Origin of the sequence: Dokdonia sp. Asnod1-B02, from assembly GCF_045063955.1 — a bacterium.
In the GTDB taxonomy this organism is placed as follows: domain Bacteria; phylum Bacteroidota; class Bacteroidia; order Flavobacteriales; family Flavobacteriaceae; genus Dokdonia.
Map to the genome: position 1 here is coordinate 1,967,009 of NZ_JBEFNW010000002.1, position 22,427 is coordinate 1,989,435.

At 36.1% G+C, this 22,427-nt stretch carries 23 protein-coding genes; 19 read left to right on the plus strand and 4 right to left on the minus strand.

Annotated features, from left to right (window positions below):
• Positions 1–49 precede the first annotated feature (49 nt).
• Entirely contained in the window at positions 50–1,597 is a 1,548-nt protein-coding gene (locus tag ACJJVU_RS08985) for a PglZ domain-containing protein (RefSeq protein WP_405224415.1), read from the minus strand.
• 118 nt (positions 1,598–1,715) lie between these two features.
• On the opposite strand from ACJJVU_RS08985, the gene ACJJVU_RS08990 reads away from it, so the two are divergent.
• The 12 genes from ACJJVU_RS08990 to ACJJVU_RS09045 all read left to right on the plus strand — a co-directional run bounded on the left by ACJJVU_RS08990 (position 1,716) and on the right by ACJJVU_RS09045 (position 13,715).
• Positions 1,716–2,939, plus strand: coding sequence for an HD domain-containing protein (locus tag ACJJVU_RS08990; RefSeq protein WP_379953223.1), 1,224 nt, complete (start codon positions 1,716–1,718; stop codon positions 2,937–2,939).
• A 21-nt stretch (positions 2,940–2,960) separates the two neighbouring features.
• Positions 2,961–3,986: a UDP-3-O-(3-hydroxymyristoyl)glucosamine N-acyltransferase gene (gene lpxD / locus ACJJVU_RS08995; protein ID WP_339844157.1), complete on the plus strand. Its 1,026-nt coding sequence runs from the start codon at positions 2,961–2,963 to the stop codon at positions 3,984–3,986.
• Positions 3,979–5,385 (plus strand): bifunctional UDP-3-O-[3-hydroxymyristoyl] N-acetylglucosamine deacetylase/3-hydroxyacyl-ACP dehydratase, encoded by a 1,407-nt coding sequence (locus tag ACJJVU_RS09000; RefSeq protein ID WP_298325426.1) that lies wholly within the window; start codon positions 3,979–3,981, stop codon positions 5,383–5,385. The genes lpxD and ACJJVU_RS09000 overlap by 8 nt, the downstream gene beginning before the upstream one ends.
• A 1-nt stretch (position 5,386) precedes the next feature.
• Positions 5,387–6,169, plus strand: a complete 783-nt coding sequence (gene lpxA / locus ACJJVU_RS09005; protein ID WP_013752029.1) for an acyl-ACP--UDP-N-acetylglucosamine O-acyltransferase — start codon at positions 5,387–5,389, stop codon at positions 6,167–6,169.
• A gap of 179 nt (positions 6,170–6,348) precedes the next feature.
• A complete protein-coding gene (gene efp / locus ACJJVU_RS09010) occupies positions 6,349–6,915 on the plus strand; it encodes an elongation factor P (RefSeq protein WP_298325419.1) in 567 nt (188 codons plus the stop codon).
• A 68-nt stretch (positions 6,916–6,983) separates the two neighbouring features.
• Positions 6,984–7,919, plus strand: coding sequence for a UDP-3-O-(3-hydroxymyristoyl)glucosamine N-acyltransferase (locus ACJJVU_RS09015; RefSeq protein WP_405224422.1), 936 nt, complete (start codon positions 6,984–6,986; stop codon positions 7,917–7,919).
• A complete protein-coding gene (locus ACJJVU_RS09020; RefSeq protein WP_013752032.1) occupies positions 7,919–8,320 on the plus strand; it encodes a nuclear transport factor 2 family protein in 402 nt (133 codons plus the stop codon). The genes ACJJVU_RS09015 and ACJJVU_RS09020 overlap by 1 nt, the downstream gene beginning before the upstream one ends.
• Positions 8,321–8,392: 72 nt before the next feature.
• Positions 8,393–9,268: a succinate--CoA ligase subunit alpha gene (sucD, locus tag ACJJVU_RS09025; protein WP_108878946.1), complete on the plus strand. Its 876-nt coding sequence runs from the start codon at positions 8,393–8,395 to the stop codon at positions 9,266–9,268.
• A 213-nt stretch (positions 9,269–9,481) separates the two neighbouring features.
• Positions 9,482–10,228, plus strand: a complete 747-nt coding sequence (fabG, locus tag ACJJVU_RS09030) for a 3-oxoacyl-[acyl-carrier-protein] reductase (protein WP_405224427.1) — start codon at positions 9,482–9,484, stop codon at positions 10,226–10,228.
• Between the two features lie 62 nt (positions 10,229–10,290).
• Complete coding sequence (locus ACJJVU_RS09035; RefSeq protein ID WP_405224430.1) at positions 10,291–12,324, plus strand: VWA domain-containing protein; 2,034 nt, start codon at positions 10,291–10,293, stop codon at positions 12,322–12,324.
• Positions 12,325–12,344: 20 nt separating this feature from the next.
• Positions 12,345–13,160, plus strand: a complete 816-nt coding sequence (locus tag ACJJVU_RS09040) for a prohibitin family protein (RefSeq protein ID WP_013752036.1) — start codon at positions 12,345–12,347, stop codon at positions 13,158–13,160.
• Between the two features lie 105 nt (positions 13,161–13,265).
• Positions 13,266–13,715, plus strand: a complete 450-nt coding sequence (locus ACJJVU_RS09045) for a PepSY-like domain-containing protein (protein WP_405224434.1) — start codon at positions 13,266–13,268, stop codon at positions 13,713–13,715.
• A 34-nt stretch (positions 13,716–13,749) separates the two neighbouring features.
• On the opposite strand, the gene ACJJVU_RS09050 is transcribed toward ACJJVU_RS09045, so the two are convergent.
• A complete protein-coding gene (locus ACJJVU_RS09050; RefSeq protein WP_405224437.1) occupies positions 13,750–14,373 on the minus strand; it encodes a hypothetical protein in 624 nt (207 codons plus the stop codon).
• A gap of 1 nt (position 14,374) precedes the next feature.
• Positions 14,375–15,085: an OmpA family protein gene (locus ACJJVU_RS09055; protein ID WP_405224440.1), complete on the minus strand. Its 711-nt coding sequence runs from the start codon at positions 15,083–15,085 to the stop codon at positions 14,375–14,377.
• A 281-nt stretch (positions 15,086–15,366) separates the two neighbouring features.
• Here ACJJVU_RS09055 and hisG point away from each other — a divergent pair, with 281 nt between their 5' ends.
• Genes hisG through ACJJVU_RS09090 form a run of 7 tightly spaced genes read left to right on the plus strand, consistent with a single transcriptional unit; the run spans position 15,367 to position 21,592 of the window.
• Entirely contained in the window at positions 15,367–16,227 is an 861-nt protein-coding gene (gene hisG / locus ACJJVU_RS09060) for an ATP phosphoribosyltransferase (RefSeq protein ID WP_405224443.1), read from the plus strand.
• 12 nt (positions 16,228–16,239) lie between these two features.
• On the plus strand, positions 16,240–17,523 hold the full coding sequence (hisD, locus tag ACJJVU_RS09065) for a histidinol dehydrogenase (protein WP_405224446.1): 1,284 nt from the start codon (positions 16,240–16,242) through the stop codon (positions 17,521–17,523).
• 15 nt (positions 17,524–17,538) lie between these two features.
• Positions 17,539–18,588 (plus strand): histidinol-phosphate transaminase, encoded by a 1,050-nt coding sequence (hisC, locus tag ACJJVU_RS09070; RefSeq protein ID WP_405224449.1) that lies wholly within the window; start codon positions 17,539–17,541, stop codon positions 18,586–18,588.
• Complete coding sequence (gene hisB / locus ACJJVU_RS09075; protein WP_339844197.1) at positions 18,588–19,724, plus strand: bifunctional histidinol-phosphatase/imidazoleglycerol-phosphate dehydratase HisB; 1,137 nt, start codon at positions 18,588–18,590, stop codon at positions 19,722–19,724. The genes hisC and hisB overlap by 1 nt, the downstream gene beginning before the upstream one ends.
• Positions 19,724–20,305, plus strand: coding sequence for an imidazole glycerol phosphate synthase subunit HisH (hisH, locus tag ACJJVU_RS09080; protein WP_298325379.1), 582 nt, complete (start codon positions 19,724–19,726; stop codon positions 20,303–20,305). The genes hisB and hisH overlap by 1 nt, the downstream gene beginning before the upstream one ends.
• Positions 20,302–21,033 carry a 1-(5-phosphoribosyl)-5-[(5-phosphoribosylamino)methylideneamino]imidazole-4-carboxamide isomerase gene (gene hisA / locus ACJJVU_RS09085; RefSeq protein ID WP_298325376.1) on the plus strand — a complete coding sequence of 244 codons (732 nt, stop codon included), beginning with the start codon at positions 20,302–20,304 and terminating at the stop codon, positions 21,031–21,033. The genes hisH and hisA overlap by 4 nt, the downstream gene beginning before the upstream one ends.
• Position 21,034: 1 nt before the next feature.
• On the plus strand, positions 21,035–21,592 hold the full coding sequence (locus tag ACJJVU_RS09090; protein WP_339844205.1) for a DinB family protein: 558 nt from the start codon (positions 21,035–21,037) through the stop codon (positions 21,590–21,592).
• Here the strand turns inward: ACJJVU_RS09090 and ACJJVU_RS09095 are convergent.
• A complete protein-coding gene (locus ACJJVU_RS09095) occupies positions 21,584–22,420 on the minus strand; it encodes an alpha/beta fold hydrolase (RefSeq protein ID WP_405224455.1) in 837 nt (278 codons plus the stop codon). The two genes, ACJJVU_RS09090 and ACJJVU_RS09095, sit on opposite strands and share 9 nt — an antisense overlap.
• Positions 22,421–22,427: the final 7 nt, after the last annotated feature.

Sequence of the window (22,427 nt, forward strand, 5' to 3'; positions counted from 1 at the left end):
ACTGTGGTTTTTTTGTTTGTGTTTACGCTTTCGCGAAAGCGTAACATTTCTATTTAGGTTCAAGCACCACAAAAGGGATCACCATTTCTTCAAGGCTTACGCCTCCATGCTGGTATGTATTTCTGTAATAACTTACATAGTGATTAAAATTATTAGGGTATGCAAAGAATAAATCTCCTTTTGCAAATATGAATGAGCTACTCATATTAATAGTAGGTAGGTGTATCGCGCGAGGATCTTCGGCAGCGAGTACGTCTTTATTTTCATACGTGAGACTTCTTCCTGTTTTATAACGCAGGTTGAGACTTGTATTCTTATCACCAATAACTTTAGATGGATTTTTGACATTAATAGTGCCATGATCTGTAGTAAGTATAAGCTTCATACCTAGCTCTTGCGCTTGCTGTATCATCGTGAGTAACGGTGAGTTTTTAAACCAACTCTCTGTAAGTGATCTGTATGCCTTGTCATTACTAGCTAGTTCTTTAATTACTTCCATTTCTGTTTTAGAGTGTGAAAGCATATCTACAAAATTATAAACGACTACAGTAAGGTCATTATTTTTTTGAGATTTAAAATTATCGGCAAGTTTTTTACCATTTTTCAAGTTGGTGATTTTGTGATATTCCCAGCTTAGGTCAAGACGTAGTCTTTTAAGTTGTGCCTCTAGAAACTCTGCTTCGTGCATGTTTTTTCCTCCCTCATCTGTATCATCAAGCCATAAATCTGGATGTTTCTTTTTCATTTCTTCTGGCATGAGTCCAGAGAAGATTGCATTACGCGCATACTGCGTTGCCGTAGGTAAGATGCTGTAATAAGGCTCTTCTTGTACTTTTTTATAATGCGCATTAAGGTGCGGCTCAAAAGCCTTCCATTGATCATAGCGCATGTTATCTATGATAATGAATAGGGTAGGGCTACCTTTTTTAAGATGTGGTTGTACCTTGTCTTTAAATAAGGTGTGAGACATCGTGGGGCCCTCATAGCCGTTAAACCAATCTGGGTAGTTTTTATCAATAAATTTACAAAACTGATTATTTGCTTCAGATTTTTGAGATTCTAATATTTCAAACATTCCAGTATCTTCTATCCCCTCAAGCTCCATCTCCCAGTATATAAGCTTTTGATAAAGCTCAGACCATTCTTCAAAACTATTTACCATAGATAAATCCATGGCAATCTTGCGGAATTCTTGCTGGTAAGAAGAGGTGGTTTTCTGACTTATTAATCTACTATGATCAAGATTTTTCTTCAAACTCAGTAATATCTGGTTAGGATTTACTGGTTTAATGAGGTAGTCTACTATTTTAGAGCCTATTGCTTCCTCCATAATATACTCTTCTTCACTTTTAGTAATCATAACAACAGGAACATTTTCCCGTTTATTCTTGATTTCGCTTAAAGTTTCTAGACCCGATAGGCCTGGCATATTTTCATCAAGAAAAATGATATCAAAGTTTTGTTCATCAATCATTTCTACGGCTTCGGCGCCATTATCACAAGTAGTTACGCTATAATTCTTTTTCTCAAGAAATAAAATATGTGGTTTAAGTAAGTCAATTTCGTCATCTACCCAAAGTATTTGTATGTTGCTCATATAATTAGTTAAGTATGTTAGTTTTTAAGAGGCTCCTTGTTTGCAAGGCGAAACCTTATATTTGTATGTAATACGCTTTCGCGAAAGCATAAAAAATAGAAATCCAAAATTTTTAATATTGAGGTCTCCCAAAGTTACAATTATTAACGACCCTATTTATGGGTTTATTACTATACCTAATGGTGTGGTCTTTGATTTGATACAGCACAAATACTTTCAGAGACTTCGTCGCATCACGCAGATGGGATTGTCATATCTTGTATATCCTGGAGCGCATCACACGCGTTTTCAGCACGCGATAGGATGTCTTGGTGTTATGCAAAAAGCTATCAAAGTCCTTGAAGACAAAGGCGTTGAGATATCAAAAGAGGAAAAAGAAGGCGTGTTTATTGCAATCTTACTTCATGATATAGGTCACGGTCCTTTTTCTCATGCTATGGAACATAGTATTGTAGAAGGTGTAAGTCATGAGCATATTTCTCTCTTATTTATGGAGGCTCTTAATGCTGAGTTTAACGGAAGTTTAACGCTGGCTATTGAGATTTTCAAAGGGTCTTATCATCGCTCTTTTTTAAATCAGCTGGTTTCTGGTCAGCTAGATATGGATCGCACAGACTATTTAAAACGTGATAGTTTTTATACGGGAATGGCAGAAGGCAATATTAATACAGAACGTATAGTTGCTATGCTTAACGTGATGGATGATAAGCTTGTAGTAGAAGAAAAAGGTGTCTATACCGTAGAGAAGTTTCTTGTCGCTAGAAGGCTCATGTACTGGCAAGTGTATCTACATAAAACAGGTATTGTTGCAGAACAATTGATAACAAGAGTACTCAAGCGTGCAAAAGAACTCTCTCATAACGGAGTTGTACTTTCATCAAATAAAGCATTACAGTATTTTTTACAGCATAGAATTGATAGCGATACTATTAAAAATAGCCTTGATACGTTTGCTCAGCTAGACGATTATGATATTATTTCTGCTATGAAAGAATGGTGTTTTAATGAAGATTTTGTGCTTTCTGAGTTGTCTAAGGCGATAATAAATAGAGATCTTTTAAATGTAAAAATTAAAAAGAAACCTTTTGCAGCGTCTAAGCTTGAGCAACATAAGTCCTTGTTAATGGAGGAATTTAATATTACTGAGCATGAGGCATCATACTTTGTGTTTACAGGGACTATATCAAACCAAGCTTATAATTATGAGAAGGGTGGAATCAATATTCTTCTCAATAGTGGGAAGATTGTAGATGTGGTAAAAGCAAGTGATCAATTAAGTTTAAAGTCACTTACAAAAGAAGTAGTTAAAAACTATCTCTGTTACCCAAAACCTAAACGTTAATTTTTCCTATTTTTGTCATCCATGAAATTTACCGCAAACCAAATCGCAGGAATACTAGAAGGAACTATAGAAGGTAACCCGGATGTAGAAGTATCAAAACTTGCAAAAATAGAAGAAGGAATCCCAGGATCATTAACTTTCCTAGCAAATCCTAAGTATACATCATTTATATATACTACAGAGGCAAGTATTGCCATAGTAGGAAATGATTTTGAAGCAGAACAACCCGTTAAGCCTACGCTTATACGAGTAGAGGATGCTTATAAGTCATTTTCAAAATTACTTGAGTATTATAATCAAGTAAAACTTAATAAATCTGGAATAGAGCAGCCTTGCTTTATCTCTGAAACAGCTACTTACGGAGACGGTCTTTATCTAGGTGCTTTTTCATACCTAGGAGAGAACGTAACTATAGGTGATAATGTAAAAATTTATCCTAATGTGTATATAGGGGATAATGTTACTATAGGAGATAACTGTGTACTCTTTGCAGGCTCAAAAGTATATTCTGACTGTGTTATAGGTAACACGGTCTATATACACAGTGGTGCTATTGTAGGTGCAGATGGTTTTGGCTTTACTCCAAATGAAAAAGGAGAGTATAGTAAAGTACCTCAAACTGGGAATGTAATTATAGAAGATCACGTAGATATAGGAGCAGGAACTACAATAGATCGTGCAACATTAGGGTCTACTGTGATTAGAACAGGTGTTAAACTTGATAACCAGATTCAGATTGCACATAATGTAGAGATAGGGTCTCATACAGCTATTGCTGCACAGACTGGTATTGCTGGTTCTACAAAAATAGGAAAGCATTGCCTTATAGGTGGGCAAGTAGGTATCTCTGGACACTTAACTATAGGTGATAATGTGCGTATACAAGCACAATCTGGAATAGGAAGAAATATAAAGGATAATGAAGTGCTGCAGGGATCTCCATCATTTAATTATTCTGATTGGAATCGTTCATACGTACACTTTAAAAATTTACCAAAAATTGTACAAACGGTAAACGAATTAAAAAAACAACAAAATAATGAGTAACGCTAAAGCACAACAACGTACGATAGCTAAAGAAATAAGCTTAAAAGGTGTAGGTCTGCATACAGGTGCAGATGTACTTATGACCTTTAAGCCAGCTCCAGAAAATCATGGGTATAAATTTAAACGCCTTGATCTTGAAGGAGAGCCAGTACTAAATGCAGATGCTTCTCTTGTAACTAATACACAACGAGGAACAAACCTTGAAAGAAACGGCGTTTCTATTCAGACCACAGAGCACGTACTTGCTGCTTGCGTAGGACTTGAAATAGATAACCTTCTTATAGAACTCAATGCTTCTGAGCCTCCTATTATGGATGGTTCTTCAAAGTTTTTTGTAGAAGCACTAGAAGAAGCAGGAATCTTAGAACAAGAGGCTATACGAGATGAATATATCGTTAAAGATATTATCACTTTTCTAGATGAAGAGTCTGGGAGTGAAATCATTTTAATGCCAGCAGATGAGTATCAAGTAACCACAATGGTAGACTTTGGTACTAAAGTGCTAGGTACTCAAAATGCAAGCATACAGCACATTTCACAATTTAAGGAGGAAATATCAGATAGTAGAACCTTTAGTTTTCTGCACGAGATAGAGATGTTGCTTGAGCACGGCCTCATTAAAGGAGGAGATCTCAATAATGCTATTGTATATGTAGATAAGGAATTATCTCCTAGTACAATGGAAAAGTTGAAGGTAGCCTTTAATAAAGATGATATCGCTGTTAAGCCTAACGGCATACTAGATAACCTTACTCTGCACCATGCTAATGAAGCAGCACGTCATAAATTACTTGACGTGATAGGAGATTTAGCACTAGCAGGTACAAGAATACGTGGTAAAATCATTGCAAATAAGCCTGGACACTTTGTAAACACACAGTTTGCAAAGAAGCTTCAGAAAATTATTAAGAATGAACGTCGTAATTACGTTCCAGATGTAGATTTGCACGCAACTCCTGTAAAGGATGTAAATCAAATTATGGAGATGTTACCACACAGACCTCCATTCTTGCTCGTAGATAAGATTTTAGAGCTTACAAAAGAGCATGTGATAGGAGTGAAGAATGTAACAATGAATGAGCCATTCTTTGTGGGTCATTTTCCTGGATCTCCGGTAATGCCTGGTGTACTTCAAATAGAAGCAATGGCTCAAACGGGAGGTATTTTAGTTTTAAGTACCGTTCCAGATCCAGAAAACTATCTAACTTATTTACTTAAAATAGATAAAGTAAGATATAAGCATCAGGTAGTACCTGGTGATACACTTATTTTTAAATTAGACCTAATGTCACCTATACGTAGAGGAATCTGCCAGATGCAAGCTCGCGCTTATGCAAATGGTAAACTTGTCTCAGAAGCCGAAATAATGGCACAAATAGTAAAAGTAAAAAATCTCTAGTATGAATCAGCCATTAGCATATGTGCACCCAGGTGCAAAAATTGCAAAGAATGTAGTTATAGAACCATTTACAACCATACATAATAATGTCGTAATAGGTGAGGGTAGCTGGATAGGATCTAATGTGACTATTATGGAAGGTGCGCGCATAGGGAAGAACGTAAGTATCTTTCCAGGCGCAGTAATCTCTGCAGTACCACAAGATAAAAAGTTTAATGACGAGGATACCGTTACAATCATAGGCGATAACACAACCATACGTGAGTGTGTGACTATTAATCGTGGTACCTCAGATCGTATGAAAACTCAGGTAGGAAACAATTGTTGGATTATGGCATATTGCCATATTGCTCATGATTGCATCGTAGGTGATAATTGTATTTTTTCTAATAACAGTACGCTTGCGGGGCACATTACAGTAGGTGACTACGTGGTACTAGCTGGTATGGCTGCTATACAGCAGTTTTGTACGATAGGAAGCCATGCTTTTGTAACTGGTGGGTCACTAGTACGTAAGGATGTGCCACCTTTTGTAAAGGCTGGTCGCGAGCCATTGAGCTATGTAGGGATTAACTCTATAGGATTACGTCGCCGCGGATTTACAACTGAAAAAATACGTGAGATTCAGGATATATTCCGCATCTTGTATCAGAAAAATTATAATAACTCTCAGGCTGTTGCGATTATAGAAGCAGAGATGGAAGCTACTCAGGAACGTGATGAGATATTGCAATTTATACGTAATTCTCAACGCGGTATTATGAAAGGATACTTCAATTCATAAGTTTTCTTTTACGCTTTCGCGAAAATTTGACAACATCACATTCATGCTTTTACCTAACATAAGGTGAGCTGAGAAATCCATAAAACGGAGAGATTGATAATCTTTTCATATTTTCGCGAAAGCGAGATTAATTTTTAATTAAATAAGAATTCTGCATTTGCAGAAACTTGATACTATATATGGCAACAACATCAGACATACGCAACGGACTTTGTATACACTACAATCACGATATTTATAAAATCATCGAATTTTTACACGTAAAGCCAGGTAAAGGCCCAGCATTTGTAAGAACAAAAATGAAAAGTGTTACTTCTGGAAAAGTATTAGATAATACATTTTCTGCAGGACATAAGATTGAAGAAGTGCGTGTAGAGACGCATAAATTTCAGTTTTTATATAATGATGCAGAAGGCTATCACTTTATGAATACAGAAGATTATACGCAAATCGCTTTACAAGAGACTGCGCTAGATCGTTCTAATTTATTGAAAGAAGGAGAGGTTGTTACTGTGTTAATTAATACAGAAGATAATGCACCACTTTCTGTAGATATGCCAGCATCTGTAATTCTTGAAGTAACGCACACAGAACCTGGTGTTAAAGGAAATACGGCTACTAATGCGACAAAGCCAGCAACTGTTGAGACAGGAGCAGAAGTAAACGTTCCTTTGTTTATTAATGAAGGAGATAAGATAAAAATAGAGACCGAAAAAGGGACCTATAAAGAGCGCGTTAAGGAATAGATAATTTACCCATTAACTTATTATATAAATCCCGTCAAATGACGGGATTTTCTTTTATATTCGTAATCGTGAAATTTAAAAAACAACATACGCTTCAAGATATTGCAAGTCTTCTTAATGTCACTTTTGTGGGTGATCCTTTGTTTCCAGTTTTGGGTATGAATGAGATCCATGTGGTAACTCCAGGAGATATTGTATTTGTAGATCATCCTAAGTATTATGACAAGGCGCTACAAAGTGCCGCGACTATTGTGCTTATTAACAAAGAAGTAGCTTGCCCAGAAGGTAAAGCGCTTTTAATATCTGATGATCCCTTTAGAGACTTTAATAAGCTTACTGATCACTTTAAACCATTTAAAAGTGCAGCAGCTGCCATAGCAGAGACGGCAATCATAGGTCACGGAACCGTTATACAGCCTAATGTCTTTGTTGGCAATAACGTGATTATAGGTGATAACTGTACCATTCACCCTAATGTATGTCTATATGATAATACAATTATAGGTGATAACGTTACTATACACGCAGGAAGCATACTAGGTGCAGACGCATTTTATTATAAAAAACGTCCAGAAGGTTTTGATAAACTTAAATCTGGTGGTCGTGTTGTAATAGAAGATAATGTAGATATAGGAGCTGGGACAACTATAGATAAAGGGGTTACTGGAGATACAACGATAGGTAAAGGAACTAAGATTGATAACCAAGTTCACGTAGGTCATGATACTGTAATAGGAGAACGCGTTTTAATCGCGGCTCAAACTACCATAGCCGGTTGTGTTGTCATAGAGGACGAAGTGACTTTATGGGGACAGGTAGGAGTTACTAGTGGTATATCTATAGGGAAGAAGGCTATCATCTCTGCACAAAGTGGTGTGAGTAAGTCCCTAGAAGGAGAAAAGAGTTATTTTGGATCACCAGCAGGTGATTTCAGAACAAAATATAAAGAGCTTGCAGCGTTGAGACAAGTGCAAGAATTATTAGAAAAACTAAAGCAACAATAATGGCTAAGAGTAATAAGAAAATCGTGAAAGAGTTTTATAGCTCAGACTTTTTTAATGACACAACTGCTTTTGATGAGTATATTCATCCTGATATGCAGCTTTTTTGGAATGCAAAAACAGGCTACAATCATATGGAAATAGCAGGTTTAAAAGAAATGGCAGCAGAGGCTGGTAAATCTTTTGATGCGGTACGTCCAGAGATTACACATCTTCTTTCTAAAGAGGATCAGGTAGTGATAAGGTTCACTTATTTTGTAACTACGATCGAGCAACCAGATACAGAGCAACCTATGGCACATTTTATGGCTATATGGGAAATGAAGGATGGTTTGATGTACAGAGGGTACCAAATGAGCCAACCAGCTGAAGAAGCAAAAGAGAGCATGAAATCTTGGAAGTAAATTTCATTGTTTTTACTTCATAATACTTAACCAAACTGTTACTTTTGCAGTGCAAAATTTTAAAACAAACCGATGAGCGTTTTAGTTAATAAAGATTCGAAAATAATTGTTCAAGGATTCACAGGTAGCGAAGGAACTTTCCACGCGGGCCAGATGATTGATTATGGAACAAACGTAGTAGGTGGTGTAACTCCAGGAAAAGGAGGACAAACACATCTTGATAAGCCTGTTTTTAATACCGTTCAAGAAGCAGTAGAAAAAGTAGGAGCAGATACTACTATTATTTTTGTACCGCCAGCATTTGCTGCAGATGCAATTATGGAAGCTGCAGATGCAGGAATCAAAGTGATTATCACAATTACAGAAGGTATCCCTGTTGCAGATATGATCAAAGCATCAGACTATATCTCTACAAAAGAGTGTCGCCTTATAGGACCTAACTGTCCAGGTGTTATTACTCCAGGTGAGGCAAAAGTAGGTATCATGCCAGGTTTTGTATTTAAGAAAGGAACTGTAGGTATTGTTTCAAAATCTGGAACACTTACGTATGAAGCGGCAGATCAGGTTGTAAAACAAGGTCTTGGTATTACTACAGCAATCGGTATTGGAGGAGATCCTATTATAGGAACTACTACAAAAGAAGCAGTAGAGATGCTTATTAATGATCCAGAAACAGAAGCTGTTGTAATGATAGGTGAGATAGGTGGTCAACTAGAGGGTGACGCTGCAAAGTGGTACAAAGAAAGCGGTAGCAAGAAGCCAGTAATTGGTTTTATCGCAGGTGAGACTGCACCAGCAGGACGTACTATGGGTCATGCAGGAGCAATTGTAGGTGGATCTGATGATACAGCTCAAGCTAAAAAAGCAATAATGAGAGAATGTGGTATTCACGTTGTGGATAGCCCAGCAGAAATAGGTAAAAAAGTTGCCGAAGTTTTAGGTAAATAATTTTACGATACATTATAAAAAAACCTCCTTTTTTAGGGAGGTTTTTTTGTTTCTAGTCGGTATCGTAATTCTTATATTTGAGTAAGTAAATTTAGCGATGTACGCTTTCGCGAAAGCGTGACGATACAACCTAATATTTAAACTAATTAGATCAATAAAAATAACCTCAGACAGTAATTATAATAGATTGACTGTCTATTCATAGCATTTAATATGAAATTATTAGAAGGAAAAACAGCTATCATCACTGGTGCTAGCCGTGGAATAGGAAAAGGAATCGCAGAAGTATTTGCTCAACATGGAGCAAATGTTGCTTTTACATACAGTTCATCATCTGCCGCGGCAGATGAACTAGAGAAAAGTTTAGAAAGCACAGGTGTAAAAATCAAAGGATATAAAAGTAATGCAGCAGATTTTGAGCAGGCTCAAGAGCTTGTGAAGAAAGTGCTTGAAGATTTTGGAACTATTGATATTCTTGTAAATAATGCAGGTATTACAAAGGATAATCTCCTTATGCGTATGTCTGAAGAGGATTTTGATAACGTAATAGAGGTTAACCTTAAGTCTATTTTTAATATGACTAAAGCAGTGCAGCGCACGATGCTTAAAGCTCGCAAAGGGAGTATCATTAACATGAGCTCTGTAGTAGGTGTGAAAGGAAATGCTGGTCAAGCAAACTATGCTGCCTCAAAGGCTGGGATGATAGGTTTCTCTAAGTCTATGGCACTTGAGCTAGGTTCTCGTAACATACGCACAAATGTGATTGCTCCTGGATTTATCGAGACTGAGATGACAGATAAGCTTGATGAAGCTACTGTAGATGGATGGAGACAGTCTATACCATTAAAACGCGGTGGAAGCCCAGAAGATATTGCAAACGCTTGCGTATTTCTTGCTAGTGATATGAGCGCATACATCACAGGTCAAGTTATTAATGTAGACGGAGGAATGCTTACGTAATTTACGAGTTACGTGTTTATTGCCCATTCTCAAAATATTTGAGATAAGAACAACCACAACATTTGCAAACAGAAACATTATTATTAATTATTGGAGCTGCTATTCTCGCTTTGGGAATAGCGGTTTTTCAGTATTTTTATAAGGCAAAATATAAGACCAGCCGCAATAAAGTTTATGCGCTTATTAGATTTTTGAGCGTTTTTGGATTGCTTATTCTTTTAATTAATCCTTCTTACAAACAAGTTACATACGTTACCGTAAAACCATCACTTGCCGTAGCTGTAGATAATACGGCAAGTATTAAACACTTGGAATATGATGATGAGAGTAGTGATTTAGTATCACGCTTTCGCGAAAGCGAACCTTTAAACAATGCTTTTGACGTAGAGTTTTATAGTTTTGGTCAAGAATTTAAACGTTTAGATACTTTAGATTTTCAAGAAAAGCAGACTAACATTTCTAATGTTCTTTATAGTCTTGAAGACATTTACGGTACAGAAATAGCACCAGTTATCTTACTCACCGATGGAAACCAAACCTATGGTGAGGCTTATCAATACACCTCAAAAAACCTTAATCAGCAGATATATCCTGTAGTTCTAGGAGATACAATTACATATGATGATCTTAAATTAGGGCAGGTAAACGTAAATAAATATGCGTATATCAATAATAAGTTTCCGGTAGAGATTTTTGCCTCTTATAACGGCAACAATACTGTAAGCTCACAATTAACGGTTACTTCAGGAGGGACAGTAGTACATTCTGAGCGAGTTACTTTTAGTCCAGACAAAGAATCACAGGTTTTCAATTTGCTATTACCTGCAACGAGCGTAGGAGTTAGGCAATATGCTATACAGCTTGCACCTAGTACGACAGAGAAAAACATAAAAAACAATAGTAAGAACTTTGCGATTGAAGTTATCGATCAAAAAACGAATGTTCTTATAGTAAGTAACATCGTTCATCCAGATGTGGGCATGCTTAAAAAGAGTATAGAGAGTAACAGACTACGCACGGTTACTTTTTCAAACCCTCTAGAAAGTTTAAGTAAGCTCAATGACTATGAGCTAGTAATATTGTACCAGCCAGATGCACGTTTTAAGAATGTTTATGAGCAACTTATTTCGCTATCCAAAAATAGTATTACAGTCGCTGGCGCAAATACAGATTGGAATGCTGTAAATACCTTCCAGAATACCATTAATCAAGAAATCACTGGACAGCAAGAAGAAGTACAAGGCGAACTCAATGTGAATTTCTCTGCTTTTGTGATAGAAGACATAGGTTTTGCTGACTTTCCGCCGTTAAAGACAAGCTTTGGTGACGTTAATTTTAAGACAGAAGTAGATGTCGCACTGACCCAAACTATAGGATCTTTAAATACAGAAAATCCACTTATAGCAACTACTGATACAAATGGACAGCGTGAAGTTTACATTCTAGGAGAAGGATTGTGGCGATGGAGAGCACAGAGTTTTATTAATAATAATAGCTTTGAAGATTTTGACAACTTTATTGATAATCTTGTGCAATATGCAGCATCAAATAAGAAAAAGAGTCGTCTCAATATAGATTATGAGTCCTTCTATTATGGGAATGGTGATGTCACATTATATGCGCAGTACTTTGATAAAAATTACACCTTTGATACACGAGCACGTTTATCCATACGTGTAGTCCATGAAGAGACAGGTAAAGTGACAGATATACCGTTATTGCTTAATAAGAATACATATCAGGTTGCGATGAATAATCTAGAACCGGGTAATTACAAGTTTACTGTGTCGGTTATAGATCAAGGACTCGCTCGATCTGGTAGTTTTACAATAGTTCCTTTTGAGATAGAACAACAATTCTTAAATGCAAATGTAACAGAACTACGTACTCTAGCGTCTAATACAGCAGCAGCCCTTTATACGAGCGCAACAGGAGACCAACTTATTGAAGATCTTTTGAAAGATACTCGATACAAACCTGTACAGAAAAGCACGGAAAAAATCGTACCTTTAATAGACTGGAAATGGTTATTATTTATAATAGCCTTACTACTTTCTATTGAGTGGTTTATGCGCAAGTATAACGGACTCACGTAAATAAAAATCAAAAAATTATTATGGAAAAATTACCAAAGATTGGCGTACCTATAGTTATAGGTATCATTATTTTATTAGTATTAGTTACAAAATCTGCTGTAACCATAGATTCTGGAGAGGCAGGAGTATTATTTAAAACGTTTGGAAATGGTGTGGTGACAGATGAGCCACCTATGAGTGAAGGATTTCACTTAGTTGCACCATGGAATAAGGTATTCGTTTATGAAGTAAGACAACAAGAGCTTTTTGAAAAAATGAAAGTTTTATCGTCTAATGGATTAGAAATACAAATTGACGCCTCGGCTTGGTATGAGCCAGTGCGCAAAGATTTAGGAAATCTACACCAAACACTAGGTAAAGATTATTTACAACGAGTAATCCAGCCAGCTATACGATCTGCAGCACGTAGTGTAGTAGGTAGGTATACACCTGAGCAATTGTACTCAAGTAAAAGAGATGCTATACAAGACGAAATATTTGTAGAGACTAAAGCTATTTTGTCTAAGCAATATGTGCAACTTAATGAGGTATTAGTAAGAGACGTGACGCTTCCTAATACTATAAAAGACGCAATTGAAAGAAAACTAAGACAAGAGCAAGAATCTTTAGAGTACGAGTTTAGACTTGTAACAGCATCTAAAGAAGCAGAAAAAGTACGTATTGAAGCTCAAGGTAAAGCAGATGCAAATAAGATTTTAAGTGCTTCTTTGACAGATAAAATTCTTCAAGACAAAGGAATTGATGCAACTATAGAGTTATCAAAGTCACCTAATTCTAAAGTTATCGTTGTTGGTTCTGGTGATTCTGGACTTCCATTAATTTTAGGGAATAATTAGAATACTTCATAAAACTATAAGAAAGCGTTAAGATGACGCTTTCGCGAAAGCTTATATCTTTACAATCCATGCGAATTCACGTGTGGATTGTAAAGATTTTTTTTTATGTATAGATATCAGAAAATACTTTTCTTGTTTGGATTCATACTTGCTATAAGCTGTGGTCAAAACGTAGAAAGTCAAAATAGCAAAAAGGGTTATGCACCTGAAGCAGTGAAGAAAACGTTTCAAGCAAAATATCCAGGAGAGAATGATCCAGACTGGCACGTTGATTCAAATGGGAACTATGAATCTAGGTTTAGAATAGATGGAGTACGTCACAGAGCAGACTTTAGTCCTAACGGTTCATGGATTGAGACAGAGGTAAGTATAGAAAAAGATGACCTGCCTAAAGTTGTTCAAAAAGCGATAGATGATAATTACTCAGACGAAGAAATAACAGAAATAGAACGCGTTCAAAGCGCCGAAAAAGGATTGTTTTACGATGTAGAGTTTAAGAGAAAAGGAAAGAATATGGATATTGAGTTTAATGAATCTGGAGTTAAGATTAATTAAGACTAGACATCAATAGTAGTTATAAAAAAACCACCTAATAGGTGGTTTTTTTATGCTTCATCTTTTTTTTTGGATCTTGAGCATCTTCCAGTAATTGTTCTTTGAGCCTGATTGCTTTGGCTACCCAACGATCATTTTTAATTCTATCTGGAAAAAACTTAATAAGCTTAGTTATAATTTCAATATCTTCTTTGGTCAATCTACTTATTTGATCAAAAGTGTAAATGCCTAACTCATTTAATTTTGCTTCAGTGTAAGGTCCTATACCTATAATTTGTTGAAGTTCATTTTTATCAGAAACTGTAGCTTTACCTATTCTTTCAAAATTAATAAGGTCTGTGTAGTCTTTCTCTATTAATTTCTCAGAAATAACTTCTTGTGAAAAGGCTCGATTTCTCACTTTGAGGTGATCAAACTCTTCATCCATTCTATCTTTTCTAAAAACTCCATCTGCCTTGCGGTCTAGTTCGTCTTGCAGATTATCAATAGTCTCTTTTAGGTTTTTTATAGTGTCACTCTGAGCTGCAAGTTTCTTCTTAAGAATAATCTTACTGTATAAGTGCGAACCTATATAACCAATCAAAAAGGCAACAAGAGTCATTACAAATGTCTCTATGTATGCAACTGGTATTGATATAGCCTCTTGTGATACACTCATATTAATCTACTATAATTTCTATTCTATTATTCTCTTGTCTGCCAGAGAGGGTCTTATTGTTTGCTATTGGTTCTTCTTCACCTCGAGATGTTGCTGTTATCTTGCGCCTTGGTATTCCTCTTCGTGCCGTGAGATACCATTTTACTTGTCGAGACATTTTAAGTCCTTGATTAAAATTATCCTTACTGCTTCCTACATTATCAGTGTGGCCTAGTATGGTAACCTTTTTATCAGGATTCTCTTTCAATAGTTGTCTAAGCTCTGTCGCATATTCAACTAATTCCTTGTCAAGTATAAGATCTGTATTATTATAACGAGGGTAAAAAATATTGCTAGAAAAAGAAGGGCCCATAAATGAGTTAAGTTCCTTTTCAAATTCTAACGCAGGCTCATCTTTTGTAATATCTATAGTATCACTAATTGCAATAGATTTTTGAATTTCTTCTGCAAGTAGGGAAGAGGTCTCATGTTCAATTCCATATAAATCTAAACTATCTGGAGCAAAACGAGTCTTTGTCGACCTTGTTTTAGAAACGTCTCGGGGAGGTGATTGTTGTTCTTTTGGTTTGAAGACGCTTTTATCTGAATTATCTTTCTCCTCAACAATTTGTTGTACGGCACTGTCACTAGTAGCCTCTCTTGTACTTACAAAGTAAATACAGCCAGAAGTCCATAGTAAAAAAACGAAGAATGCCCCAAAAAATCCCTTCATCGATTATGCTAAGCGAGCACTATTATAGGTAATAGCACTATCTTCAAAGTTACAGAAAAGTTATCAATGTTAAGAATTAATTAAATCAGGTTATCCACTTGTTTTTAACAAAGAACTTCTTAAATTTGTACCACAATGATTAATAACAACACACATCACCATCATACTTCAATCATCGCTCAAGCGAGGTAAAGAGTATGTATATATTTCATATTAAAAACCCGTTTGAATTACTCAAGCGGGTTTTTTCTTTTGAGTAATTTGGACATTAAAAAATTATCATGAGTCAAAAAATTAGAATTGCTATTCAAAAATCTGGACGCCTTAATGAGGAATCATTACAATTATTAAAAAATTGTGGTGTCTCTATTGATAATGGTAAAGACCAACTCAAAGCAACTGCCAGAAATTTCCCATTAGAAGTCCTTTATTTACGTAACGGTGACATACCTCAATACTTAAGAGATGGTGTTGTAGATATCGCAATCTTAGGTGAAAATACTTTAATTGAAAAAGGAAAGGATTTAGCCATAGTAGAGAGATTAGGTTTTTCAAAGTGTAAAGTTTCACTAGCTATTCCTAAAGGACAGAAATACAATTCTGTAAAGGATTTCGAAGGTAAGCGTATCGCAACTTCTTATCCTAACACTGTAAAGGAATATCTTGATAGCAAAGGTGTTAAGGCAGAGTTACACATTATTAATGGATCTGTAGAAATTGCACCAAGCATAGGTCTTGCAGATGCTGTCTGTGATATCGTTTCTAGTGGTAGTACATTATTTAAAAATAACCTTAAAGAAGTAGAGCAAATGCTTACTTCAGAAGCTGTGTTAACCGTGTCGCCTACTATTTCAAAGGAGAGAGAGGCAATTCTTGATACGCTTAAATTTCGCATTAGAGCTGTTCTTACAGGTGAGCGTAGTAAGTATGTACTTATGAATGTACCTAACAATAAGCTTGACGAAGTTATAGCGATGCTTCCTGGAATGAGAAGTCCTACTGTTTTACCTCTAGCCGAAAAAGACTGGAGTAGTGTACACTCAGTAATTGATAAAAATAGTTTCTGGGATGTTATAGATAATTTAAAATCTGCAGGAGCCGAAGGCATTTTAGTGTGTCCTATCGAAAAAATGGTACTATAAATTTATTTTGCTATGAATAAGATCTATAATCCAGAAAGAAGTGAGTGGGAGAAAATCCTTAAAAGACCTACTCAAACAGTAGATGATATCGAGGCTACAGTAAATGATATCTTCAAAGAGGTAAAGTTAAAGGGAGATGAGGCGGTTGCAAAATACACGTCCATTTTTGATAATGTTACGCTAGATACTATCACCGTATCTGATCATGAAATACGTGATGCCGAAAATTCTTTATCTATAGAATTAAAAGAGGCGATACAGCTAGCAAAAGGAAATATTGAACGTTTCCACACAGCACAAAAAACTTCTAGAGTAGCAGTAACTACAACAGATGGAGTAGATTGCTGGCAAGAAAAACGACCTATTCAAAAAGTAGGACTTTATATCCCTGGAGGAACAGCACCATTATTTTCGACAATATTGATGCTTGCAACTCCTGCAAATATTGCTGGTTGTAAAGAAATTGTACTTTGTACACCTCCAGATAAAAATGGAAATGTAAATCCTGCAATTCTATATACTGCCAAACTGAGCGGAGTTACTAAAATTTTTAAAGTAGGAGGTATTCAGGCGATTGCTGCGATGACTTTTGGAACAGAGACTGTACCCCAAGTATATAAAATATTTGGTCCAGGAAATCAGTTTGTAACAGTAGCAAAACAAATTGCAACTAGGCACGGTGTAGCGATTGATATGCCCGCTGGACCTTCAGAGTTATTAGTGGTGGCAGATGATTCGGCAGATGCGAGTTTTGTAGCATCAGACTTATTAAGCCAAGCAGAGCACGGTGTTGATAGCCAAGTTATTTTAGTAGCAACTTCTCGTAAACTTATAGATGATGTAGAAAGAGAAGTGGAAATGCAGATGAGTACGCTTTCGCGAAAGCATATTGCAGAAAAAGCCATCGAAAACAGTAAACTAATATATGTTGAAAACGATGAAACCGCTTTAGCATTAATTGATGAGTATGGCCCAGAACATTTTATTGTATGCATGAAAAACGAAGACTTTTATGTGGATAATATCATGAATGCAGGATCTGTATTTATAGGTAATTATACGCCTGAGAGTGCTGGAGATTATGCATCTGGAACAAATCACACCCTACCTACTAATGGTTACGCAAAACAATACAGCGGCGTAAATCTTGATAGTTTTATGAAGTCTATGACTTTTCAAAAAATATCACCAAAAGGGATTCAAAATATAGGTCCAGCTATTGAGCTTATGGCTGCTGCAGAAGGACTTGATGCACATAAAAATGCGGTAACTCTTAGACTTAAAAAATTACAATAAGCTACATCTTTTAGTATGAATAAAACCTTTAGTATCTCTAGTCTCGTCCGTCCTAACGTGGCAAGCATGCAAGCTTATAGCTCTGCTAGAGATGAGTTTACAGATTTTGATAAGGAAATGATATTTCTTGATGCAAATGAAAATCCATTTGAAAATGGTGTAAATAGATATCCAGATCCGCAGCAACGCACTTTAAAAAGTCTTATAGCTGCACAGCGCGGTATTTCTGAGAGCCAACTGTTATTGGGTAACGGTAGTGATGAAGTGCTTGACCTTATATTTAGAGCATTCTGTATTCCTGGTAAGGATGAAATCATCACTGTACCACCTACATATGGAATGTACAAGGTACTTGCTGGAACAAATGATATTAAAAATACAGAAGTCTTACTTAATCAAGATTTCCAACTTGATACTGCGGGTATTTTGGCTGCCATAAATGAGCATACAAAGCTTATTTTTATTTGCTCGCCAAACAATCCAACGGGTAATGTTATTGATGCAGCTGCTATTATTGAGATTTTAGAGACTTTTAAAGGTCTAGTAATTCTTGATGAAGCATACATAGATTTTGCAACTACAGAAAGTTGGTCAAAACAATTATCTCAATATCCTAATTTAATAATCACGCAAACACTGTCTAAGGCGTATGGCCTTGCAGGTATACGTTTAGGCTTATGCATTGCAAGTGATGAGATTATTACAGTTTTAAATAAAATCAAACCTCCCTATAACGTAAACGCTCTTACACAAGAAAGAGCTTATAATAGGTTAGTGCAAACGGAGACTATAGATACAGAAATAAATACGCTTTTAGAAAACAGAGCGGCTTTATCAAAGGTCTTACAAGAAGTACCATTTGTCAAAGAGATTTTTCCATCTGACGCAAACTTTATTCTAACAAGAGTAGATGATGCAAACGAGCGTTACAAGCAACTTATAGCTCTTGGGATTGTTGTACGTAACAGAAGCACACAACCTTTGTGTGAGAATACACTACGTTTTACAGTGGGAACTACAGAAGAAAACACACAACTTATAAACGCATTAAATACATTAAAATAATGGCTAAAAAAGTCCTTTTTATCGACCGTGATGGTACAATGATTAAAGAAACGGTAGATGAACAAATCGATGCGTTTGAAAAAATGATATTCTATCCTAAGTGTTTTACTTGGTTAGGTAAGATTGCGCAGGAGCTCGATTATGAGCTTGTAATGATTACAAATCAAGATGGTTTAGGTACAGACTCTTTTCCAGAAGATACATTCTGGCCAGTGCACAATTTTATAATGAAGTCTTTTGAAAACGAAGGGGTTGTTTTTGATAATGTATTTTTAGACCGCACATTTCCGCACGAAAATAAAGACACTAGAAAACCTGGTACAGGATTATTAACTCAATACTTTTCTGAGGAATATGATCTTGCAAACTCTTTTGTAATAGGTGACCGCCTTACAGATATGCAACTAGCAACAAACTTAGGTGCAAAAGGTATATTTATTAATGATAATACTAATCTTGGTACGGGAGAAATAACTATCTCACAAGATGATTTGAATAAAGATATTGCCTTAGAGACTAACGATTGGCAGAAGATTTATGAGTTTCTCAAGCTAGAAAGACGTGTTGCTACGCTTTCGCGAAAAACGAATGAAACAGACATAAACATTACTCTGAACCTTGATGGTACTGGTAAATCAAATATAGATACTGGGCTTTCTTTCTTTGACCATATGCTGGATCAAATTGCTCGTCATGGGCAAATGGATTTAGATATCCAAGTAAAAGGAGACCTAGAAGTAGATGAACACCACACTATTGAAGACACAGCAATTGCCCTTGGAGAAGTGTTTGCCATCGCTTTAGGTAATAAATTAGGAATAGAACGTTACGGTTTTTGCTTGCCTATGGATGATTGTCTTGCGCAAGTTGCTATAGACTTTGGAGGAAGAAACTGGCTAGTTTGGGAAGCAGATTTTAATCGTGAGATGATAGGTAAAATGCCTACAGAAATGTTTTATCACTTCTTCAAATCGTTTACAGATGGTGCAAAAGCAAACCTTAATATCAAAGCCGAAGGAACAAACGAGCACCACAAAATAGAAGCCATATTTAAAGCATTTGCAAAGGCTATTAAAGTAGCGGTAAAGAGAGATGCAGATAAGATGATTTTACCATCTACAAAAGGTATGCTGTAATGAAAATAGTAATAATTAATTATGGCGCTGGTAATATCCAGAGCATTAAATTTGCGATAGAACGCCTAGGATTTGAAGCCACTTTAAGCAACGATGAAGAAGAAATTCGTTCGGCAGATAAGGTGATTTTTCCAGGAGTAGGCGAGGCGAGTAGTGCCATGTCAAAACTGAGAGAAACGGGTCTTGATAAAGTGATTCCTACTTTAAAACAGCCTGTTTTAGGAATCTGTCTTGGGATGCAACTTATGTGTAACCGTTCTGAAGAAGGCAATACAGAAGGGCTGGGAATCTTTGATGTAGATGTGTTACGCTTTCGCGAAAGCGTAAAAGTCCCACAAATACAGTGGAACAAGATTACAGATCTTAAATCTCCATTGTTTAAAGGAGTAGAGGATGGATCATTTATTTATATGGTGCATAGTTTTTACGCCCCAGTAACTACCGAAACCATAGCGACCACTTCTTATGGAATTCCTTACGGAAGTGCTTTTGCAAAGGATAACTTTTATGGAACACAGTTTCACCCAGAAAAATCTAGTAATGTGGGAGAACAAATACTTAAAAACTTTTTAGAATTATGAGGATTATACCTGCAATAGATATCATAGAGGGAGCTTGTGTACGCCTTTCTAAGGGTGATTATGCAACGAAGAAAGTGTATAATGAAAATCCGCTTGAGGTTGCAAAGCAATTTGAAGCACACGGGATTACACACTTACACCTTGTAGATCTAGATGGTGCAAAAAGTAAGCATATTGTAAACCATAAGATTCTTGAACAAATTGCTTCTCAAACGAGTTTAAAAGTAGATTTTGGCGGAGGATTGAAAACAGATGAGGACTTAAGGATTGCTTTTGAAAGTGGTGCTTCTCAAATCACTGGTGGAAGTATTGCTGTAAAAAATCCGGAAACATTCAAGAGCTGGCTATCAAAATTTGGGAGTGATAAAATTATCTTGGGAGCAGATGCTCATAATAGAAAAATTGCAATCTCTGGATGGCTTGAAGAGTCTGATGATGATGTGGTAGAGTTTATAAACTCTTACAACAAAGAAGGAGTGTCTTATGTTATTTGTACAGATATAAGTAAAGACGGTATGCTTGAAGGTCCTAGTTTTGACTTATATGAAGAGATATTAAAAAGTACGCCAGATTTGAAACTAATCGCGTCAGGCGGAATTTCTACTTTTGATGAGCTTCCTAAGCTTGCGGCAATGGGTTGCGAAGGGACGATTATAGGAAAAGCTATTTATGAGAATAGAATCTCATTAAAGCAGCTAGAGAATTATATTTTAGAAACAAAGGCGTAGTATGCAAAGTAGCTGGCACGAAGATTTTAAAGAAAATGCTATTTTTCGTTTAGACGAGAATGTGCGCATGATTAGTATTGCTTTATCCAAAATCTCAGAAGACGAAATTTGGATAAAGCAAAATCAAGCTCTCAATACACTTGGTAATCAGCTATTGCATATCTGTGGTAATCTAACTCAGTACATTATATCTGGACTTGGTGGTAAGCCAGATGAGCGTGATCGTGAGCTAGAATTTTCGACAGAAGATGGGTATACTAGAGATGAGCTTCTTCAAAAATTGTTGCTTACTGTACAGTCTGCGACTATTATAATAGAAGATGCATTACCTGAAAATCTTTTGAATAAAAGACAAGTGCAAGGATTCAACTACTCTGGAATAGGACTTGTGCTTCACGCAGTAGAGCATTTTTCATTTCATACTGGTCAAGTTGCTTCACAAGTCAAATTAATCATAGATGAACCATTAGGTTTTTACGTGGGTTATGATTTAAATGTACACAATGAAGGTCCTAAAAGTTCTCAAGATGATGTGGACGATATAGAAGACTTAAGCTAGAAAGTCTACAATATGCTTACGCACTTCTTCTTGATACAAGGAGTGTCCATAGCCTTCTGTTTCAATATAGGTGCTACCTTTCCAGTTTTTGTGGATATTTTGAGAAGCAGAGACGGGCGTTATTTTATCATACTTATCATGAATAATCAATGCCGGTAGGGTAAGAGATTTTGCAAATGCCGCACCAGAGAATTCTTTAAAATTATAGCCAAATAATTCCTTGACTAATTTTTCTAAGGCAGTCATAGTTCTATTATTCAAGCCAAGAATTGCCTTATAGCCTACCATAATTTCTGCAAGCTCTGAAGCAGATCCTAAGATTACAGCAGATGTCAAGCCTTCAGGTTTGTAAGTAAACTGATGAAACACCGTTGCAAGACCACCTATCGAGTGTCCGATAATATGATCAGGTTTATAAGCATTGACTGCAGTTTCTATTGCTTGTGCATATCTTGGAACGTTAAGTAGCTTTCCAGTTGAGTATCCATGAGCAGGTGCATCTATGGCATAAATATCATAATTCTTTTTCTGTAGATCTTCTATAAGTCTATACCATCTATGAGTATTACTTTCCCATCCATGAATTAAAAGTATCTTTTTACCAGTGCCTTCCCATCGATAAGATTGAAGCTCACAAGATCCAGAATCTAATTTCTCAAATTTTGGATTTTCTAAATATGGAATTTGCTCCCCATAAGGTCTGCCTTTGCGAGGAGTACAAAAGATATTAAATGATTGCTGCGCTGCTTTGGCAGGACTAGCAAGACTAACGCTATTAATTTTTGCCCCTATAAGTTTAGGTATAAGGCGTTGTAGTGACTTTTTCAATAGTAAT

Coding starts and splice junctions, on each gene's coding strand:
- ACJJVU_RS08985 (WP_405224415.1), bottom strand. CDS start 1,597: ATGAGCAACATACAAATACTTTGGGTAGATGACGAAATTGACTTACTT.
- lpxD (WP_339844157.1), top strand. CDS start 2,961: ATGAAATTTACCGCAAACCAAATCGCAGGAATACTAGAAGGAACTATA.
- ACJJVU_RS09000 (WP_298325426.1), top strand. CDS start 3,979: ATGAGTAACGCTAAAGCACAACAACGTACGATAGCTAAAGAAATAAGC.
- lpxA (WP_013752029.1), top strand. CDS start 5,387: ATGAATCAGCCATTAGCATATGTGCACCCAGGTGCAAAAATTGCAAAG.
- efp (WP_298325419.1), top strand. CDS start 6,349: ATGGCAACAACATCAGACATACGCAACGGACTTTGTATACACTACAAT.
- ACJJVU_RS09020 (WP_013752032.1), top strand. CDS start 7,919: ATGGCTAAGAGTAATAAGAAAATCGTGAAAGAGTTTTATAGCTCAGAC.
- sucD (WP_108878946.1), top strand. CDS start 8,393: ATGAGCGTTTTAGTTAATAAAGATTCGAAAATAATTGTTCAAGGATTC.
- fabG (WP_405224427.1), top strand. CDS start 9,482: ATGAAATTATTAGAAGGAAAAACAGCTATCATCACTGGTGCTAGCCGT.
- ACJJVU_RS09040 (WP_013752036.1), top strand. CDS start 12,345: ATGGAAAAATTACCAAAGATTGGCGTACCTATAGTTATAGGTATCATT.
- ACJJVU_RS09045 (WP_405224434.1), top strand. CDS start 13,266: ATGTATAGATATCAGAAAATACTTTTCTTGTTTGGATTCATACTTGCT.
- ACJJVU_RS09050 (WP_405224437.1), bottom strand. CDS start 14,373: ATGAGTGTATCACAAGAGGCTATATCAATACCAGTTGCATACATAGAG.
- ACJJVU_RS09055 (WP_405224440.1), bottom strand. CDS start 15,085: ATGAAGGGATTTTTTGGGGCATTCTTCGTTTTTTTACTATGGACTTCT.
- hisG (WP_405224443.1), top strand. CDS start 15,367: ATGAGTCAAAAAATTAGAATTGCTATTCAAAAATCTGGACGCCTTAAT.
- hisD (WP_405224446.1), top strand. CDS start 16,240: ATGAATAAGATCTATAATCCAGAAAGAAGTGAGTGGGAGAAAATCCTT.
- hisC (WP_405224449.1), top strand. CDS start 17,539: ATGAATAAAACCTTTAGTATCTCTAGTCTCGTCCGTCCTAACGTGGCA.
- hisB (WP_339844197.1), top strand. CDS start 18,588: ATGGCTAAAAAAGTCCTTTTTATCGACCGTGATGGTACAATGATTAAA.
- hisH (WP_298325379.1), top strand. CDS start 19,724: ATGAAAATAGTAATAATTAATTATGGCGCTGGTAATATCCAGAGCATT.
- hisA (WP_298325376.1), top strand. CDS start 20,302: ATGAGGATTATACCTGCAATAGATATCATAGAGGGAGCTTGTGTACGC.
- ACJJVU_RS09090 (WP_339844205.1), top strand. CDS start 21,035: ATGCAAAGTAGCTGGCACGAAGATTTTAAAGAAAATGCTATTTTTCGT.